11 protein-coding genes are annotated in these 15,709 nt (G+C 69.9%); 7 read left to right on the top strand and 4 right to left on the bottom strand.

What is annotated here, in order from left to right; all coding sequences use genetic code 11:
- The first annotated feature begins 93 nt into the window (after positions 1-93).
- Positions 94-1,077: a hypothetical protein gene (locus tag CA951_RS00775; RefSeq protein ID WP_087555024.1), complete on the top strand. Its 984-nt coding sequence runs from the start codon at positions 94-96 to the stop codon at positions 1,075-1,077.
- 72 nt (positions 1,078-1,149) lie between these two features.
- Here CA951_RS00775 and CA951_RS00770 read toward each other — a convergent pair whose 3' ends face one another.
- Together CA951_RS00770 and CA951_RS00765 are read right to left on the bottom strand one after the other, a co-directional pair.
- Positions 1,150-3,399, bottom strand: a complete 2,250-nt coding sequence (locus tag CA951_RS00770; protein WP_087555023.1) for a VanW family protein — start codon at positions 3,397-3,399, stop codon at positions 1,150-1,152.
- Between the two features lie 331 nt (positions 3,400-3,730).
- Positions 3,731-5,065 (bottom strand): acetyl-CoA C-acetyltransferase, encoded by a 1,335-nt coding sequence (locus tag CA951_RS00765; protein ID WP_087555022.1) that lies wholly within the window; start codon positions 5,063-5,065, stop codon positions 3,731-3,733.
- A 130-nt stretch (positions 5,066-5,195) separates the two neighbouring features.
- Between CA951_RS00765 and CA951_RS00760 the strand changes: the two genes are divergently transcribed.
- Both CA951_RS00760 and CA951_RS00755 read left to right on the top strand, forming a co-directional pair.
- Entirely contained in the window at positions 5,196-6,542 is a 1,347-nt protein-coding gene (locus tag CA951_RS00760) for a 3-oxoacyl-ACP reductase (protein ID WP_087555021.1), read from the top strand.
- Positions 6,542-7,405 (top strand): MaoC/PaaZ C-terminal domain-containing protein, encoded by an 864-nt coding sequence (locus CA951_RS00755; RefSeq protein WP_087555020.1) that lies wholly within the window; start codon positions 6,542-6,544, stop codon positions 7,403-7,405. Before CA951_RS00760 ends, CA951_RS00755 begins: the two co-directional genes overlap by 1 nt.
- Before the next feature lie 48 nt (positions 7,406-7,453).
- Here the strand turns inward: CA951_RS00755 and CA951_RS00750 are convergent, their stop codons facing one another.
- Positions 7,454-8,053 carry a TetR/AcrR family transcriptional regulator gene (locus tag CA951_RS00750; RefSeq protein ID WP_005243713.1) on the bottom strand — a complete coding sequence of 200 codons (600 nt, stop codon included), beginning with the start codon at positions 8,051-8,053 and terminating at the stop codon, positions 7,454-7,456.
- A 103-nt stretch (positions 8,054-8,156) separates the two neighbouring features.
- Entirely contained in the window at positions 8,157-9,338 is a 1,182-nt protein-coding gene (locus tag CA951_RS00745; protein ID WP_087555314.1) for a glycoside hydrolase family 3 N-terminal domain-containing protein, read from the bottom strand.
- 118 nt (positions 9,339-9,456) lie between these two features.
- Here CA951_RS00745 and CA951_RS00740 point away from each other — a divergent pair, with 118 nt between their 5' ends.
- The 4 genes from CA951_RS00740 (at position 9,457) to CA951_RS44870 (ending at position 15,707) form a co-directional block, all read left to right on the top strand.
- Entirely contained in the window at positions 9,457-9,924 is a 468-nt protein-coding gene (locus tag CA951_RS00740) for a universal stress protein (RefSeq protein ID WP_072947517.1), read from the top strand.
- 30 nt (positions 9,925-9,954) lie between these two features.
- On the top strand, positions 9,955-11,046 hold the full coding sequence (locus tag CA951_RS00735) for an isochorismate synthase MenF (RefSeq protein ID WP_087555019.1): 1,092 nt from the start codon (positions 9,955-9,957) through the stop codon (positions 11,044-11,046).
- 127 nt (positions 11,047-11,173) lie between these two features.
- The gene (locus tag CA951_RS00730; RefSeq protein WP_072947516.1) at positions 11,174-11,347 is read left to right on the top strand and encodes a DUF2613 domain-containing protein; all 174 of its coding nucleotides are present in this window, start codon (positions 11,174-11,176) and stop codon (positions 11,345-11,347) included.
- A gap of 46 nt (positions 11,348-11,393) precedes the next feature.
- The gene (locus CA951_RS44870) at positions 11,394-15,707 is read left to right on the top strand and encodes an alpha-(1->3)-arabinofuranosyltransferase (protein ID WP_087555018.1); all 4,314 of its coding nucleotides are present in this window, start codon (positions 11,394-11,396) and stop codon (positions 15,705-15,707) included.
- The last annotated feature ends 2 nt before the right edge of the window (positions 15,708-15,709 follow it).

Genomic DNA, 15,709 nt, shown 5'->3' with positions numbered 1-15,709 from the left:
AAGGAGTGCGGGAGTTGTCCACAACCCTCGGTTCATCCACAGGCAGGTCCGCCGGGCCGGATTCTCGGCGCAGTCCGGGCGAGAATCGTTCCCATGGAACACGACCCGGGGGCGATGCTGCGACGCCAGGACGCGTTGGGCGGCGGCTACAGCGACGACGAGATCCGACGCCTGTACACGCGCGGCGAGTGGCACCGCATCGGCCGCGGCGCGTACCTCTCCGCGGCGGTGTTCTCGGCGCTCGGCGAGGAAGAACGTCATCGCTTCCTGATCGATTCGACCCTTCACGCCCTCTCGGACGACGCGGCGCTCAGCCACCAGTCTGCGGCGGTCGTGTACGGACTGCCGCTGTGGAGAACGGCCCTCGACCGCGTGCACGTCACCCGAAACCGGCGGGGAGGCGGCCGGGTCAAGCGACGGATCACGGTGCACTGCGCCCCGATCGGAGAGCACGTCGCAGTGGTGGACGGGCACCCGCTGACCCTCCCGGCGCGGACCGTCGTCGACCTCGCGAGGACGCTGCCGTTCGAGCAGGCAGTCGTGCCCGGTGACGCCGCGGTCCGCAAGTTCGGCATCAGCCGCGACGAATTGGACGCCGAACTCGCCCTCGCCGCGCGGCGGCACGGAATCGACGCGGCGCGGAGAGTCGTCCGCTTCGTCAGCGGGCACAGCGAAAGTGTCGGGGAATCGCGAAGCCGGGTGATGCTGGCGCGGGCCGGGCTCCCCGTTCCCTCCCAGCAAGGTGAGGTGTTCGACCCCGTCGGGCGCCGTGTCGGGCGCGTCGACTTCCACTTCGACGGCGTCGTGCTCGGAGAGTTCGACGGACGCGTCAAGTACGGACGGCTGCTGAAACCCGGACAAACACCCGGCGACGCGGTGTTCGCCGAGAAGAAACGGGAGGACGCACTGCGCGACCTCGGATTCCAGGTGGTGCGGTGGACGTGGGACGACCTCGAGTCACCCGCGCAGGTGGTGGACCGGGTCCGCCGCGCAATCGCGCGTGCCGAGTCGCCGCGAGGCTGGGTCGTCCAGGCGCCACTGCCGTCCGTGCAGCCGCTCACGGTACGAGCACCGTAGACGCACCACTTCTCTGTTCACGCAAAACTTTTCGGGCCCACGAGGGTGTGCGCGAACAGAGAACGGGTGCGGCTACCCGCCGCCGTTCGGCTTCGGGGTGGTGGTCGGGGTCTCCGCCGGAGCGGACGGGGCCGGCGACGCGGCGGGGGTGCGCTCGTCGGGCTTGGGCGCGCCCGGTTCCTCACACTTCACGATCGGGACAGGGTCGTAGCGGACGGTCCTGGTGTTCCTGGAGATCTCCTGGCCGGTGGCGTGATCGGAGATCACCCGCGTGTCGCTGGCAGTGAATCCCGGTGCGCCGCTGGAGGCGATGCAATGGTCCCCGGCGGGCAGAGTGACCGTGTCGGGTTGCGTCGGCTTGGTGCGGTTGCCGGTGATCGACTCGACGTCGACCGACTTCGTACCCCAGAACCGGATGGTCAGGTCGGAGGCACCGCCGATGGCCTGGATCATCACACCCGTCTTTCCGGTGTTCCGGAACTGCAGGTCGATTGCGCCTTCGAAGACGGTGGCCTCACGCGCCTCGGGGTACCGCGAGATGTAGTACGAGTGCTCGGTGTGCGCGACGTCCTCCATGCCGGCGAAATACGCGGCGTTGTAGATCGTCGTCGCCACCTGGCTCACCCCGCCGCCGACGGCGGTGTCCGGGCGGCCGTTGTTGATGATGCCCGACTCCACATAGCCCTGAGCGGTACCGCGCGGACCCGTGTACCCGTTGAGCGAGAACGTGTCGCCCGGCTTGATCAGTGCCCCGTTGATCTCGCTGGCAGCGAGCCGGATGTTCGTCCCGGACGCCGCCGAGAAACCGCCGGTCGTGAACTCGCCGATCACTTCCTTCACACCCAGCGCCTGCGCGGCCTCCGTCGTGAGGGCGGGCGGGATCGGTCCGTACACCGCGGGTGTGGTATGAGAACCGTTGCCGCGCAACACCTCGGGCAGCGTCTCCAGCGTCTTGGGCCACTGCACCAGATCGCCCACGACCGCGGGGACGACGGTGGGCGATCCCCCGTCGAGCGTGATCTTCGCGTCCTTCGGAACGATCTCCGTGGACACGAGTTGCGGGGCGAGGATGCCCGTCGCCGCCTCGATGTTGTACGTCGGTTTCAACCCGCCGTTGCCATCCGGTTCGAACCCGACGATGGCACCGATCTGCTGACGCGGCGCGGTCGCGACCTTGCCGTCACGACCGGTGACCACCAGATCGGCGGACGCCGCCGGCACCGCCACGTCGTCGAGCGCCCGCTGGACGCCCTCCTGCGTCACCGTCACGGGCACGACGTCGACGGGCAGATCCACGGTTTCGCCGAACGCCCACTTCTCGATCAGCGCCGCCTCGGCACCCTCACCGTTCAGGTTCTGCCCGGTCGACGGATCCACCGGCACGGGGGTCGCGCCCTCGAACACGACGGTCCCCTCGCGCGACGCGCGGTCGGTCTCACTGCGAAGGCCGTCGACGGCGGATGCCAGCGCCGCCTCGTCCCGAGTCGACACCACCCCGATCTCGTCGGTGGTGAAGAACGACGCCAGCCTGGTGAACGGGTTGAGCGGCTGCGAATGGGCCCGGTCGAGAGTGGCCTCCCAGTCAACGCCGAGCCCGGCGGCGGACGGAACGAGTTCCGTCGACACGTCACCGGCCCGCACCGTCAGCGGCTGACCGACGCGAGGGCCTACCTGCGCCTGCAACGTTGCCTCCGCCTCCTCCCGGGTCGAGCCGCCCACGTCGACGCCCGCCACGGTGACCCCGCGCGGGACCTTCCCGGACGACACCGCGAGGTCCGCGGCGTACGCGATGCCGATCACGGCGATCACACCGCCGGCGATCGCGGCGACCTTCACCCACGAGGCACGCGCCGGAGTCTTCTCGGCGGGCTCCTCCGCGGGCTGCGGTTCTGCGGGCTGCGGTTCCGGTTGCGGCGGGGCCGGCGACGCGGCAGCCGGGGCCACGACCGTCGGATCCTCGGCCGGCGTCGTGTACGCCTGCGTCGGACCGGGAACGGGACCCGGCGGAATCGCGGGAATCACCTGTGTGACGTCCTCGTTCGCCGGCGGCTCCACCCACAACGGGGCCTGCTCCTCGGAAGGTTCCCCCAGGTCACCGAGGTGCAACTGGGTTGTCGGAGCCTCGTCGGCACTCGGCTGCGTGATCGGAGCCTCGTCGGCACTCGGCTGTGTGGCCTGAGCCTCGTCGGCTTCCGAAGCAGGCTCGTCGGCCGTGTTCTCGGGTTCGACGCTGTCGGGTTCGACGCTGTCGGGCGTCGCGGAAGGGTCCGGCGTCGACCGTTCGGGTGCAGTGCTCCCCTTGTCGCCGTCTTCGTGATTCACCGTGGCCCTCTCGCCGAGTCGTCCTTCGTGCGGGCCTCAGCTTGCCGTCGGTGCTCGTTGCATTTCAAGCGCGATCCGATCCGAGCGAGGCCCGGTCGAGACCCCCACGTCAGCCTACCGGCCGACTGGAAATGCAAGAGCCCCGCGCTGCTGCCAGGTCGGGGGTCAGGCAGCAACACGGGGCTGACAGGGATATCGCCAGCTAATCTCCAGCGTTACACCTGTCGGAAAAGTTTTCGGGGATCCGGCCACCCCTCGTTGCCGGATCCCCGCTCGCACCGCGCACACGCTGGCCTTTCCGGTCTCCCAGCTACCGGAAAGGCCAGCCGGTTCACGCCTCTATGATTGCCGTCACACCCTGGCCGCCTGCGGCGCAGATGGAGATCAGGCCGCGGCCCGACCCCTTCTCCGCGAGCATCTTGGCGAGCGAGGCGACGATGCGGCCGCCGGTCGCGGCGAACGGGTGACCCGCCGCCAGCGACGAGCCGTTGACGTTGAGCTTGCTGCGGTCGATGGAGCCGAGTGCGCCGTCGAGGCCGAGGCGTTCCTTGCAGTACTCGTCGGATTCGAATGCCTGCAGCGTCGCGAGCACGACGGACGCGAACGCCTCGTGGATCTCGTAGAAGTCGAAGTCCTGCAGGGTGAGGCCGTTGCGGGCCAGCAGACGCGGGATGGCGTACGTGGGCGCCATGAGGAGCCCGTCCTTGCCGTGGATGTAGTCGACGGCCGCGGTCTCGGAATCGACGAGGTGCGCGAGGACCGGAAGCTTGCGCTCGGCGGCCCATTCGTCCGTGGAGAGCAGGACCGCGGACGCACCGTCGGTGAGCGGGGTGGAGTTGCCCGCCGTCATGGTGGCGTCGCCCGCCTTCACCCCGAAGACCGGCTTCAGCTTGGCGAGCTTCTCGGCGGTGGAGTCCGGACGCAGGTTGTCGTCGCGGGTAAGGCCGAGGAACGGGGTGACCAGGTCGTCGAAGAATCCGCGGTCGTACGCGGCCGCCATGTTCTGGTGGCTGGCGGCGGCCAGTGCGTCCTGGTCCTCGCGGCGGACACCGAATTCCTTGGCCGTGACGGCGGCGTGCTCACCCATGGACATGCCGGTGCGGGGCTCACCGTTGCGCGGGATCTCGATGCCGAGCATCGACGGGCGGACGTTGCCGAGCAGCTTGATGCGGTCGCCGGTGCTCTTCGCACGGTTCAGCGACAGCAGGAATTCGCGGAGTTCGTCGTTGACCCCGATCGGGGCGTCCGATGTGGTGTCGACGCCGCCGCCGACACCGGCATCGATCCGGCCGGCCGCGATGGCGTCGCCGACCGCGACGATCGACTGCAGTCCGGTGCCGCAGGCCTGCTGCAGGTCGAACGCCGGGGTGTAGGGGCTGAGGGCGCTGCCGAGGACGCATTCGCGCATCAGGTTGAAGTCGCGGCTGTGCTTGAGGACGGCGCCGCCCGCGACGAGTCCCAGCTTCTCGCCCTGGAGGTTGAAGCGGCTCACCAGTCCGTCGAGGGTGGCGGTGAACATGTCCTGGTTGGACGCCTGCGCGTACTTGCGGTCGGAGCGGGCGAACGGGATACGGTTTCCGCCGACGATCGCGACGGGACGCTGCTGCTTTCCGCCCGGCTTCGGGGCCGCAGCGGAGTTCGAGTTGGTGCGAGCTTTGCTGGTCACTGACGTCTCCAAGGATCTGGTGCGATTACCTGTTGGCTACTATTCTTACTCAGGAGTAAGTTACTTGTCGACACCGCACTTCACTCGGTGCTCGGTGACTGACCGCCAAACGACGACAGAAGGTAGGACCGTGGCAGCCAGCAAGGGAGCTCCCGACCTCTATTCCCAGTTCCTCTCATCCGCACCCGGCGCGTTCATCGCGGCGAAGGCGGGACTGCCGCGGCCCGAGAACCTGCGGCGATACAAGCACGGCGAGCCGGCGCTCGCCGGCCCGGTCCTGATCGGCGGCAAGGGCCGCCTCGTCGAGCCGCTGCGCCAACTCCTGTCCGACTACCCCGCCGCGGGCGCGGGCGACGACCGGTACGGCGCCCTGGTGTTCGACGCCACAGGCATCGGCTCGGTCACCGAACTCGAGCAGCTGTTCGAGTTCTTCCAGCCGGTGATCCGCAACCTCGCACCGTCCGCGCGCGTCGTCGTCATCGGAACGACGCCCGAGGAGACGTCCGGCGTCGACGAGCACATCGCCCAGCGCGCGCTCGAGGGCTTCACCCGCAGCGTCGGCAAGGAGGTCAAGCGCGGCGCCACCGCTCAGCTCGTCTACGTCTCGCCGACGGCCTCCACCGGACTGTCGGGTCTCGAATCCACGCTGCGCTTCCTGTTGTCGGCCAAGTCCGCGTTCGTCAGCGGCCAGGTCATCCGCGTGGGGTCCGAGGATTCCGTCGCACCCGCCGACTGGGACAAGCCGCTCGACGGGAAGGTCGCCATCGTCACCGGTGCGGCACGCGGCATAGGCGCGACCATCGCCGAGGTCCTCTCCCGCGACGGCGCGCACGTCATCTGCGCCGACATCCCGGCCGCCGGTGAGGCACTGTCCGAGACCGCCAACAAGGTCGGCGGCACCTCCCTCGCGCTGGACGTGACCGCGGACGACGCCGGCGACAAGCTCGCCGAGTTCGTCCTGGAACGGCACGGCGGCGCCGACATCATCGTCCACAACGCGGGCATCACCCGCGACAAGACTCTCGCCAACATGGACGAGGGCCGCTGGAACATGGTGATCGGCGTGAACCTTCTTGCACCGCAGCGCATCACCGATGCGCTCGTCGCCAAGGGTGCGCTGAAGGAAGGCGGCCGCGTGATCGACGTCTCCTCCATCGCCGGCATCGCGGGCAACCGGGGCCAGACCAACTACGGCACCTCCAAGGCCGGTGTCATCGGACTCGTGCAGGCGTCCGCGCCGGTGCTCGCGAAGAAGAAGATCACCATCAACGCCGTCGCCCCCGGTTTCATCGAGACGGCGATGACGGCGGCGATCCCGTTCGCCACGCGCGAGGCCGGGCGTCGCATGAGTTCGCTGCTGCAGGGCGGCGAGACCGTCGACGTCGCCGAGACGGTCGCGTACTTCGCGAGCCCCGCGTCGAACGCCGTCACCGGCCAGATCGTCCGCGTCTGCGGCCAGAGCCTGCTGGGCGCCTGATGCCGGGCAAGGTCGTGCAACTCACGGAGAAGCCGGGCACGCTCGACATCTACGCCCGCGCCGTGCGCAGCGCGCTGCCGGTCATCGGAGCGAGCGGGGACAGCGCCCCGGACACGACGCTCGTCCTGAACGGCGTGCACGTGGATCCCGACAACCTGGCGGCGTACGACCGGGTGACGGGGCTGCGGTTCGGCGACACCCTGCCGCTCACGTACCCGTTCACACTGGTGTTCCCGGTGGTGATGAAGCTGATGGTGTCCGAGGGATTCCCCTTCCCCGCCATCGGTTCCGTGCACGCGGAGAACGTCATCGAGCAGTTCCGCCCGATCTCGGTGGTCGAACCTCTCGACGTGTCAGTGCACGCGGAGAATCTGCGTGAGCACCGCAAGGGGCTGCTCATCGACGTGATCAGCGAGATCAGGGTCGGACGCGAACTGGTGTGGAAGCAGACGTCGACGTTCCTGCGTCAGCAGAAGACGTCGCTGTCCGGCCAGCCCGGCCCCGAGCCGAAAGCCGAGGAGGAGCCGCCGCGTCCGCTGCGGACGTTGCGGGTCGATCAGAAGACGATCGGCAAGTACGCGGCAGTGTCCGGCGACCGGAATCCGATTCACGTTTCGACGTTGGGCGCCAAGGCTTTCGGGTTCCCGAAGACCATCGCACACGGCATGTGGAGTGCGGCCGCGGTCCTGGGGTCGGTGGAGGGCCGGATACCAAACGCCGTCACGTACAGCGCGCGCTTCGGCAAGCCGATCCTGCTGCCGTCCACGCTGAACGTATACGCCGATCGGACCGCCGACGGCTGGGATCTGTCGATCAAGCACCCGAAGAAGGGGTACCCGCACCTCACCGCGACACTGCGCTGACGGCGGCGATCGGGACGCTCGTTCGATCTGACCGAACGAGCGTCCCGTTCACTCCGGCTTCTTCTTGCCCGCGAGGCCGCGCCACGCCAGCGACTCCAGCAGGTCGGCGGCGGCGTCGACCTCGATCTCGCCGCCTGCGACCCGGTCGGCCACGGCCTCACCCGCCCCGACCAGGGCTATGGCGATCAGTTCGAAATCCTGGCCCGGCTCCGGGTCCTTGGTGCTGGACTCGAGCAAGTGTGCGGTGAGTTCGATCAGCCGGTCGCGGCTCGACTGCACCGAGCCGACGAACGCCTGCTGCCCCATCGCCTGGCGGTACAGCACCATCCACGACTTACGGTGTTTGCCGACGAACCCGAGGAACCCCTCGAGCGCACGGCGCAGTTGCTCGCGCGGGCTCAGCCCGGGATCGCCCGCCGGTGCGAGCGCCTCGACGAAGCGCAGCCCCTCCCGCTGGATGCACGCCGCGAACAGTTCGTCCTTGGAGCCGTAGTAGAGGTACAGCATCGGCTTCGAGATTTCTGCCTTGGCCGCGATCGCGTCCATCGACGTCTCGTGAAAACCTCTGTCGGAGAAGACGTCGACGGCAGCGTCGAGCATCTGCTGCTCGCGCACTGCGCGCGGCAGTCGCTTGGTGCCGCCGGCCATACGTCCTCCATCATCGTCGAACCCGCTATCTTACTCTACGGTAATAAAGCAGGCTCGACCGGCGGACGAGAAGAATACCAGCACCCCGTCGCCGCACCGCGCACTAGCAGGCCAGAGCGCCCTTCGCCCGCGCGACCGTCAGCACCGCGTCGTCGACCCGCTGCTGCGGCAGCTTGCCCGAGGCCACAACGCTTTCGAGGTGGTCGAGGACCCGCGGGACGTCGTCGGTGGTGAGCCACAGCGCGACGTCGACACCGGATTCGAGTGCCGTCTCGACAGCCTCGGTGATGTCGTAGCGGTCGGTGATGGCCTGCATGCCGCTGAGGTCATCGGTGAAGATCGGGCCGGTGAACGGCGGTGCACCGTAGCCGGTGCCGCCGCGCAGCAGGGCCACCGCATCGGGGCTGATGCTGGCGGGGATTCCCGGCGCCGTCAGGCCGGGCACCTCGAGGTGGCCGAGCATGACGCCGACACCAGTCGACACCAGGTTCCGGAACGGGACGAGGTCCTTGGTCTGCAACTGCTCGAGCGGCGGGGTGGTGACGGCGCCGGTGTGGGAGTCGCCGGACGCGGATCCGTGACCGGGGAAATGCTTGATGACCGGCAGGATTCCCGCGTCCCGCATGCCGCGCGCGTACGCGTCGGCGTAGCGGGTGACGACGGCGGGATCGTCGGAGTAGGAGCGGTCGCCGATGACGCTGTCGTCGGGCTGGCTGCTGACGTCGACGTCGGGCGCGAAGTTGACGGTGACCCCGAGGTCCTTCAGTCCGCGCCCGCGCTCGAGCGCCATCTGATAGGTCTGTTCCTCCGTCATCGTGGCCGCGGTCTGCCGGGCGGAGGGATCGGCGCCGAGCAGGTTCTCGACGCGCGACACCCGCCCGCCCTCCTCGTCGATCGTCACCATCAGCGGCAGCGACGACGCCGAGGCCACCTGGGGAACCTCATGGTTCGCGAGCATGGTCTCGTCGGTCCAGCTTCCGATGAAGATGCCACCGACCTGCTCGTTGCGGACCACCTGGGCGGCATCCGCGGTGCCGGTCACACCCACGTTCAGCAGCTGAGCGAGCTTGCGCCGCAACGGCAACGACTGCAGGAACTGCGTCTCGCACGACACCGGCGCGGCGGCGGGCGCTGCGGTGCCGGTGTGCGACGCGGGCTCGACGGAGGACGGGGACGGCGCCGGCGTCGCCGAGGACGACTCCGCGACCGTCTCGCCACCACCCGACGAACATCCGGCGACGAGGCCGGTACAGGCTGCGAGCGCGAGGGCATACTTGATCCGCATGGGTTCGACGGTAGCCCAGTTCGCCACCGCTACTCCCGTGGCAGGCCCCGAATCGACGACCACTGCCGCCCGGCTTGGTAATCTGGACACAGAGGAAACCCGTACTCAGGAGGTCGTGGTGCCCGGTGGTTTGATGTTGATCGCCTACGACGGCTCCGACAACGCGAAGCGCGCCGTGGAGTGCGCAGGACGATTCCTCGCCTCCAATCGCGCTGTGCTGGTGACGGTGTGGGAGCCGATGGTCCGTCAGGCCGCGCGCATGTCGGGACTGTCCGGTGTGATGCAACCCGAGTGGGTGCCCGACGAGGAGACCGAGGACGTCGCGTTCTCCGACGCCAAGGTCACCAACGAGGAGGGCATCCTGCTCGCCGAGGCCGCCGGGCTCACCACCGAGGGTCGGTGCATCGAGTGCACCAGCACGATCTGGACGGCGATCGTCGAGACTTCGGACGAACTGGCCGTCGACATCATCGTCACCGGCACCCGGGGCACCACCGGCCTGCGGTCCCTGCTGCAGAGCAGTGTCGCCGACCACGTGTTGCGGCACAGTCACCGCCCGGTGCTGATCGTGCCTCCCGGGAAGTAGTCCGGACGCCCGACTACTGTCGGGTGCACCATGGACGGCTTCCTTCTCTCACGCGCCGATCGGACGCTGCGCACGTCCGGAGTGCGGCACGGGTACGACACCGCGGCCGCCGCTGTTGCCGCCCTCGCGAACGGTGACACCGGACTGATCGTCGGGGCCCTGCCGTTCGATCCCGCACGGCCCGCCGCGCTGACCGCCCCGGAATCGTGGGAGTTCACGGACGGTCCGTGGCGGCCCGGCACCGTCGCCGCGCTCCCGTCCGTCCGCGTCGTTCGGCAGGTCCCCGAACCCGCCGAACACGTGGCCCGCGTCCGGTCCCTCGTCGACCGACTGCGCGAGGGCACCCTCGGGAAGGTGGTGGCCGCGCGCAGCGTCACCCTCCGCGCCGACGCCCCCATCTCCGCAGAAGCGTTGGCCGCACGGATGATTCACCAGAATCCGACCGCCAACGGGTTCGCCGTCGACCTGTCCGCGGCCGGCGACGGCTTCCGCGGCCGCAGCCTCGTCGGAGCCAGCCCCGAAGTCCTGCTCAGCAGGCGCGGCCGCCGCGTCACCTGCCGCCCCCTCGCCGGAACCGCTCCGCGGCGCGCCGACCCGGAGGCCGACGAGAAGGAAGGCCGGGGCCTGCTGGAGTCCACGAAGAACCTGGCCGAACACGCCTTCGTGACGGCCTGGATCAGGGACGTCCTGGCGCCGCACTGCACCGAGTTGACGGTCCCGGAGTCCCCGGTGCTGACGAGCACGCACGAGGTATGGCATCTGGCGACTCCCATCGAAGGCGTGCTGCGCGAGACGTCGACGGACGCCCTGAGCCTGGCGGTACTGCTGCACCCGACGCCCGCGGTGTGCGGCACCCCCACCGACGCGGCCCTGGCGACCATCCGCGACGTCGAGGAGGATCGGCGGTTCTACGGCGGTGCCGTCGGGTGGTGCGACGGCGACGGTGACGGCGACTGGGTGGTGTCCATCCGCTGCGCCGAGATCGCCGCCGACGGACTCGAGGCCCTGGCGACCGCGGGCGGGGGCATCGTCGCCGAATCCGACCCGGAATCCGAACTCGACGAGACGACCACCAAACTGCGCACGCTGCTCCGGGCGCTGGGTGTGCAACAGAACCCCTGAACTGCGGAAACGGCGGCCCCCGAGCACCAATCAGCAGTTCGGCGGCCCGCGGGTGATACCTTGACCCGAGCAATTCGTACGCGGGAGTAGCCGTGTGCGTCGATGGCACGACGGTGGGAGATGTCAGATGGGGAAGTTCCTTGTGCCCGGTGTGGTCAGCGCCGTGGTCGGTGTCGCTCTCGGCACCGTGGCGACGCTCGGCATCACCGCCGCCGCACAGGACAACACGCGTCCCGAGGTCGACCGGAGCGGCAACGCGGATTCCTCACTTCTGAACCAGGTTGAGTACGGCAGCCGCTGAGAGCGCCGGCTCAACAAGTTCCCGCACTTCCCCCGAGTCGGCGGCCATGTCGTCCATGGCGCCCTCGGCGGAGCCTCTTTCGCGGCGGTGGCTGTTCGGCGCCTCTGTCGTAGCGTTCCTTCTCGCGTTCCTCCAAACCCCCGGCCGGCTCGCCGCCGACACCAAATACGACCTGTCCCAGAATCCGATCGGATTCCTGGAACGGGCGTCCCATCAGTGGAGCAGCCAGGCCCCCATGGGCCAGGTGCAGAACCAGGCCTACGGGTACTTCTTCCCGCACGGCGCATTCTTCGCGCTCGGCGACATCCTGAGCGTCCCGGCGTGGATCACCCAGCGGGTGTGGTGGGCGCTGCTGCTCGTCGCCGGATTCTGGGGCATCGTCCGCCTCGCCGAGGCGCTCGGCGCCGGTAGCCGCTCGTCCCGCGTGATCGCCGGAATCGCGTTCGCGTTCTCCCCCCGCGTCCTCACCACCCTGGGTTCGATCTCGTCGGAAACCCTCCCGATGATGCTGGCGCCGTGGGTTCTCCTCCCCGTCGTTCTCGCCCTCGCCCACGTGAGTGGCAAAGCGTCCCGGGACACACATTGGCGCTCACCTGCACGGCTGGCGGCCCAATCGGCCCTGGCCGTCGCGCTGATGGGTGCGGTCAACGCCGTCGCGACCGTGGCGGCGTGCCTCGTCGCAGGCCTGTGGTGGATCTCCCACCGGCCCAACCGCCGGTGGTGGACGTTCACCGCGTGGTGGTTCCCGTTCCTGGCTCTGGCCACTCTGTGGTGGATCGTGCCGCTACTGCTGCTCGGCAAGGTGAGCCCGCCGTTCCTCGACTACATCGAATCGTCCGGGGTGACCACGCAGTGGACGTCCCTCGCCGAGATCCTCCGCGGCACCGACAGCTGGACGCCGTTCGTGTCCCCCGAGCGCATCGCGGGCGCGGTCCTCGTCACCCAGCCCGCCGCGGTCGCCGCGACCGGGCTCATCGCCGCCGCCGGGCTCGCCGGACTGTGCATGCGGTCGATGCCGGCCCGCGGTCGCCTCACCCTGATCCTGTTCGTCGGGGTCGCGGGACTCGCCGCCGGGTACATCGGCGAACTGGGTTCCCCGTTCGCCGAGCAGGTGCGACTGTTCCTCGACTCCACCGGGGCGCCCCTGCGGAACGTGCACAAACTCGAGCCGCTCGTCCGGCTCCCGCTCGTGCTCGGGCTGGCGCATCTCCTGGCGAAGGTGCCACTGCCGGGGTCCGTGCCGTTCGCGCGGTGGCGCAGCGCGCTGGCGCACCCCGAGCGCGAACCGATGGTCGCGGTGACGAGCCTGGTGCTGGTCGCCCTCACCCTGGCGACGTCGCTGGCGTGGACCGGCAAACTCGCGCCGCGCGGCACGTACACCGACGTCCCGGACTACTGGCAGCAGGCCGCGTCGTGGCTGGAGGACAACGCCGGGGGCACCAGCCCCGACGGTTCCGACGCGGAGCGCGCGCTCGTGGTGCCCGGCGCACCGTTCGGCAGCCAACTCTGGGGGCTCACCCGCGACGAGCCGATGCAGGCGCTGGCGTCCACGCCGTGGGCGTCCCGCGACGCCGTCCCGCTCACCCCGCCCGGCACCATCCGGGCGATGGACTCGATCCAGCGGTTGATCGCCGACGGCCGGCCCTCGGACGGCATGGCGCAGACCCTGCTCGGCCAGGGCATCCACTACCTCGTCCTCCGCAACGACCTCGACCCGGAGACGTCGCGGTCGACGCGACCGCTGCTCGCGCACCAGGCCGTCACCGGGTCTCCCGGATTCACCCGGGTCGCGGACTTCGGCGAGGACATCGGGCCCGGAGACGTCGAGGGCCTCGTCATCGACAGCGACCTGCGGCCCCGATACCCAGCCATCGAGATCTTCGCGGTGTCGACGCCGGACGGATCGCCCACGACGAGCGGTCCGTACACCGCGGACGTCGACGGCATCCCCCGCGTGCAGGGCGGTCCGGAATCGCTGCAGCGCCTGCGGGAGAACGGCGCCCTGCCCGGAACCGGACCCGTCCTGCTGGCCGCGGACGCGAAGCGCGCCGGACTGCCCGTCGACGACGTCACCGTCACGGACACGCCCCGGGACCGCGAAACCGATTACGGCCAGGTCGACAATCACAGTTCGGCGCTGCGCACCCCGGACGATGCGCGCCGCACGTTCAATCTCGTCCCCGACTATCCGGTGGCGGACACCCCGCTGGTGGAGGGCCGGTGGGAGGGCGCGACGCTGAGCGTGTCGAGTGCGGCGTCCGACGCCACCCAACTCGGCGGCTCCTCCCCCGCCAGTAGTGCCGCCGCGACCGTCGACGGCGACCCGGCGACGGGCTGGTTCAGCAACGGCATCGAGCGGGCGCTGGGCCAGTGGCTGCAGATCGACTTCGACACTCCGCTCACCAGTTCGCTGCTGCACATCACGACCAGCCCGGCCGCGATCGGCGCTCCCGTCCGCTGGATGGAGGTGTCGACGCCCAACGGCAGCACGGCCGTGAAGGTGGACGCGCCGGGCAAACCGATCGCCGTCTCCGTTCCCGGAGGTGTCACCCCGTGGGTGCGGATCACCGCGACCCGCACCGAGAATGGTTCCGCGGGAACACAGTTCGGCATCAGCGAGGTGTCGGTCGAGGACTTCTCCCAGCGTGACGCCCCGGTCACCGTGCCGATCCGGTACCGGACGGTGCTGCCACCCACCCCCGAGGGCGCGTCCGTCGCGGGTTGGGATCTCAGTCAGGAACTCCCCGGCCGCAACGCCTGCGCGGACGCCCCGGACCGGGTGAGGTGCAGCAACGCCTTGGTCCTGCCGCCCGAGGAGGTCGGCACGTTCGAGAGGACGCTGTCGGTGCCCGAACCGACCGCGGTGACGCCGCAGCTCACCCTGCGGGCCCGGCAGGGCGCACCGCTGGAAGATGTTCTCACGCAACGGGATCGGCCGTCCGCCCACGGAACCAGCAACATCACCGACCTGCGCGGCTCGGCGTTCGCCGCCACCGACAACGATCCGCGCACCAGCTGGTCGGCGAAACAGGACACCACCAGCGGCAAGGGCGCGAAACCGACCCTCACGATCGATCTTCCCGAACCCACGCTCGTCACCGGCCTGCAGCTCACGCCGAGCCTGGGTGCCGTGCCCGCCGCCCCCGATCGGGTCGCCGTCGACCTCGGGAACGGACCGCAGGTGCGCGACGTGGACGAGGACGACGGGACCGTCACCGTCGAACCCCGGGTGACCGACCGGATCGTGCTCAGCCTCGTGTCCTGGAAGAGCACCCTCGACCAGAACGCGCTCGGGTTCGCCCAGTTGCAGCCCGCCGGACTCGCCGAGGTCGGGGTGCTGGGCGAGGACGGCGTCCTGCTGCCCGGCTCGGGTCCGGTCGACAATGCCGGGGACCGCCCCGTCACGGTGCCGTGCGAGGAGGGGCCGGTCGTGTCGATCGGCGGAGTGCCGGTTCGTACGAGTGTCACCGCAACCGCCGGGCAATTGCTTTCGGGCGACCCGGTTCCCGCGACCCTCTGCGACAGCCCCGGCCCCGTTCCGCTGGCGGCGGGATCGCAGGACGTGACCGTCGAACCGGGGTCGGCGTTCTTCGTCGACAGTCTGCGCCTCGACGCCGGACCACAGGCGCAGGCCGTTCCGACCGAGCAGGTGTCGACCACCGCGTGGACCGAGAACCACCGGGAACTCACGGTTGCCCGCTCGGACACCGAGCGCCTCGTCGTCGTCCCCGAGAGCACCAACGTCGGCTGGGTGGCCACCGCCCCGGACGGCAGCGAACTGACGCCGGTCGTCGTCGACGGCTGGCAGCAGGGCTGGATCCTGCCCGCCGGAGCCGAGGGGACGGTGACCCTCGACTTCCCCACCGACCACTGGTACCGGCTGGGGATCTTCGGCGGCCTGCTGCTGCTGATCCCACTGATCGCCGCCGCGCTGTGGCCGCGTCGCGCCCGTGAGCGCGATCCCGGCCCGGCACCCCGGACCTGGGGCAGCGCGACGGTCGGGTGGCTGGGAATCCTCGCCGCCGCCACCGTGATCGGTGGTCCCGTGGGCGCGGTGACGACGGTCGTGGCGACGCTGCTGGCCGTGGTCCTGATCCGGCTACGCGGAACCGCCACCACCGCGCGCGTGCTGGTGGGGGTCGCCGGAGCGTCGGCGATGCTCGGCATCGCGATGCTCTCGACCGGGCCGTGGCGCGCGCCCGGCGGGTACGTCGGGCACTCGTTCCTCGTTCAGTTCCCGCTGCTGCTCGCGCTCGTCGCGACCGGGCTCGCCGTGCTGCCGCTCGGACGTTCGGCGTTGCTGGCGCGCGCCTCCCAGCGCTTGACGGCGCGGCGCGCCGGTTCCTCCACCAACGCGTAACT

This window comes from Rhodococcus sp. NCIMB 12038, assembly GCF_002165735.1.
Taxonomy (GTDB): domain Bacteria; phylum Actinomycetota; class Actinomycetes; order Mycobacteriales; family Mycobacteriaceae; genus Rhodococcus_F.
The sequence above is the reverse complement of the archived record's forward strand: the minus strand, read 5'-3'. Positions and strand labels throughout refer to the sequence as shown.